Source organism: Teichococcus aerofrigidensis, from assembly GCF_054073225.1.
In genome coordinates, this window is record NZ_JBSXMU010000207.1 from 1 (window position 1) to 3,081 (window position 3,081).

Annotated in this window: 3 protein-coding genes; 2 read left to right on the forward strand and 1 reads right to left on the reverse strand. The window is 72.9% G+C overall.

What is annotated here, in order from left to right; all coding sequences use genetic code 11:
- Window positions 1-145: 145 nt before the first annotated feature.
- Window positions 146-1,882, reverse strand: coding sequence for a hypothetical protein (locus ACVMLK_RS20475; RefSeq protein WP_457487469.1), 1,737 nt, complete (start codon window positions 1,880-1,882; stop codon window positions 146-148).
- Window positions 1,883-2,170: 288 nt separating this feature from the next.
- Here ACVMLK_RS20475 and ACVMLK_RS20480 point away from each other — a divergent pair, with 288 nt between their 5' ends.
- Window positions 2,171-2,488, forward strand: coding sequence for a methionyl-tRNA synthetase (locus tag ACVMLK_RS20480; RefSeq protein ID WP_457487470.1), 318 nt, complete (start codon window positions 2,171-2,173; stop codon window positions 2,486-2,488).
- A gap of 238 nt (window positions 2,489-2,726) precedes the next feature.
- On the forward strand, window positions 2,727-3,081 hold a 355-nt coding region (locus ACVMLK_RS20485; protein WP_457487471.1), incomplete at its 3' end, for a hypothetical protein.

Genomic DNA, 3,081 nt, shown 5'->3' on the forward strand with positions numbered 1-3,081 from the left:
GCGGCAGGCGGCGCTGCGGCAGGCGGCGCGCAAGGCGGAGCTGCGGGCGGAGGACAGCGCGCGCCTGGCGCGGCGGCCGGACTGATCTGGCCCCGCCGGCGCGGGGCGGAGGGTCCCGGGCCGGACGTCCGAGGCCGGCCGCGCGTCAGTCCAGCCGGTCGAGATCGGGCTTCTCGCGGAAGCGCGCCCAGGCGGCCAGGACCTCGCGCAGCTGCTCCTCCTGGCTGGTGCGTTCGCGGCGCAAAATCTGCATCCGCTTGCGCAGCTCCAGGATCAGGTGGCCGCGCGGCAGGTCGGCGCCGCTCTCGAAGCGCTCCAGGAAGACGCGGCCGAGCTCGGGATCCTCGCGCTCGATGCAATAGGCGGCATAGGTCAGCACCGAGCCGCGGCCGAACTCGATCATCTTGCGGCCGAAGGTGCGCAGCTCCAGCAGGCGCGGATGCTGCTCGACGATCCGCATCACCTCGGAGGGCGTCGGCTTGGCGTTGCGCGTCCCGGCGGGCTTCAGCTCGTGCTTCCAGAGCAGCACGGCGGCGGCGGCGACCAGCGGGCGGTCGCCGAAGCTGTCGAAGGCGATGCCGAGCTGCGGGCCCTTCTTGGCGTGGATGTCGTAGGTGGCATAGGCCTCCTCCGGCAGGCCGCGCATCACCGGCACCTCGATCGGCTCGCCCGCCTGGATCACCGCCGAGAGCCGGTGCTGCCCGTTCAGCAGCCGCCCCGCGCGGCTGAAGCAGATCGGCTGCGCGTTCATCATCCAGTTGCCGGCCCGGATGTCGCGGGCGATGGCATCGACATGCGCGGCGACGATCTTGCGGTTGCGGCTGTTGTGCGCGAGGTAGGCCTCGGCCATCTCCGGCGTGATGGTCTCGATCGCCAGCGGGAAGACGCCCTCCTCCGCCGCCAGGCGCCGCACCGCCTCCTGCAGGCCGCGCGCCGTCTCCTCGCCATCCGCCGCATGGCCCGGATCGTCGAGCCCGGCATAGCCGGCGAGCGCCGGGAAGTCCTCGCCCCGGGTCGGGTTGGCGGTCGGGTCGATCCAGGTGTAGCTGCGCTGGTGCTCGCCGGAGATCGTCGCGTTCAGCGCCTTGATGCAGACGGCGAAGAGGGTGGTGGGCTTGAGCCGCGTCGTCGGATCGCCGCGGGTGATGTCGATCAGGTCGCGGATGCGGGCGCCCGGCTCCATCGGGGAGTGGTTCTCGGGATGCGCGATGGCGTCGAGGAAGCGGCGCGTCGCCGCCTTGTCGACCCGGAAGCCCATGAAGAGCAGCGGCGTGCGCACCGCCTCGGAGAGCATGGTGGCCGGGCTCTCGAGGGAGAGCTTCACCGCCGCCTCGAGATCGGGATTGGCGCGCAGCACGCGGTCCATGCGCGACCAGGCGGCGGTGCCGGCGCCGCGCAGCATCTTGCCGTCCTCGTAGCGGATCAGCTTGACCAGCGCCGATTGCAGCGCATGGGCATGCGGGATGCCGCGGCTTTCCAGCACGCCGGCGAAGGAGCGGCGGCGCTGCTGGTCGATGGTGTGCAGCACGTCATCGGGGATGTTCTGCGCCAGCACGGTGAGGAAGGGGACGCCGGCGCGGATGCAGGCGCGCAGGCGCTGCACGCCGTCGAGCAGGACCCCGTTGCGCGACAGGATCAGCGGCATGCCGTTGAGGATCCAGCGGCCTTCGCGCATCGCCTCGGCATAGGCCGCGATGGCGGCCGGGTTCTCGCCGGCGGCGGGGCGCTTGCGGGCGAGCAGGCCGGCGGCGCTCTCCGGGGTCACCAGCTCGACCGAGAAGGCCGGCCCGTCCGGGCTCGCGCCTCGCAGCTGCACGATGCGGCCGCCCTGCGGCAGCGGCGCGCGGCCGGTCTTCCTGGCGGTGCTGCCGGTGCGTGCCATCCTCGCCTCTCCTCCTTCGTCTGCGAAACCTCTGCGTCGGTCTTAAACTTTTTTCGCGGCCGGGACCACCCGCAAAAATTCACAAGATGGAAAGGTCGGGCCGCGCCCTGGCCCCGGCCTTCCCCTCCCCTGCGCCCCCGCTGCGGCAGGACTTCCTTCACGATGTTCTCGAAGGCCGGAATGGCAGGGCGGGGCCGGCGATGCTAAAACATGCGGGATAGCCCGGGCCGCCTGCCATCCGGCGGCGGTCCGCGCCGGCCCGCCTCCCCAGGAAGGAGAATCCCTCCCATGAGCCTCGCCGCCCCCTTCTTCGTCCATCACACCATCCGCCTGACGCGGGCCGAAGTGCTCGAGGCGCTGCGCGGCGCCGCCCTGGCGCGGGCCCGCGAGACCCTGCGCCTGGTCGATCCCACGCCGCGCGGGGTCGAGATGGAAACCCGGCTGCTGTCCGGCGCCATGGTCGAGATCGACGGCGCTGCGGTGATGATCGAGGCGCAGCTGCCGGAGGATCTGATCGCCCTGCTGCGGGCCGGTGCCGGCCCCGCGGAGGCCGCCGGGCACGGCGAACCGGCCCTGCCGGCGGCCGAGACCCTGCTTCCCGCCTGAGGACCGTCCAGGCGCGGGCTTTCCGGCGGCGGTGGGTCCGGGCAGGACGGCGCGACAGTCGCCAGGGGCCAGGGCAAGGTCCGGGGCAGGGTTCATAGTCCTGCGAAATACCACAGAACGGATGGCCGGGCAGGGGGAGAGCGGGGCTCGCTCGCGTTTTTTCCCCGCCGCGGCCGTTCTCCGCTTGCGATTTCCCGGCCGGGAGGCTTTGTGCCTCACGGCAAGGTGAGATCAATGCATGGCTGTGCAACGGATATCTGCCGCGACCTCCGGTAGTGGCGAGGCCTGGCAGGTCTGCATCGGCCGCGGCGCCGCGGCCCTGCACCGCGCGCCCTTTCAGGACCGCGCCGCCGCCGAGGCCTGGGAGGGCATGGCCAGCGCCGCCCTGCGCCGCTGCACCATCCGGATCGGCAGCAAGCGCTTCCTCGGCACCGCCGCCGAGGCGCTGCGGCGCTGGGCGATCGACCAGGGCACCCTGCCCCGCGCCGAGGGCGGCACCCAGATCGCCCCCCTGCACCGCCTGGCCGGGCTGCTGGCCGAGCCGGAATGCGCCCTGCCGCTGGCGGCGCTGGGCCCCGCCGACCTGCAGGCGC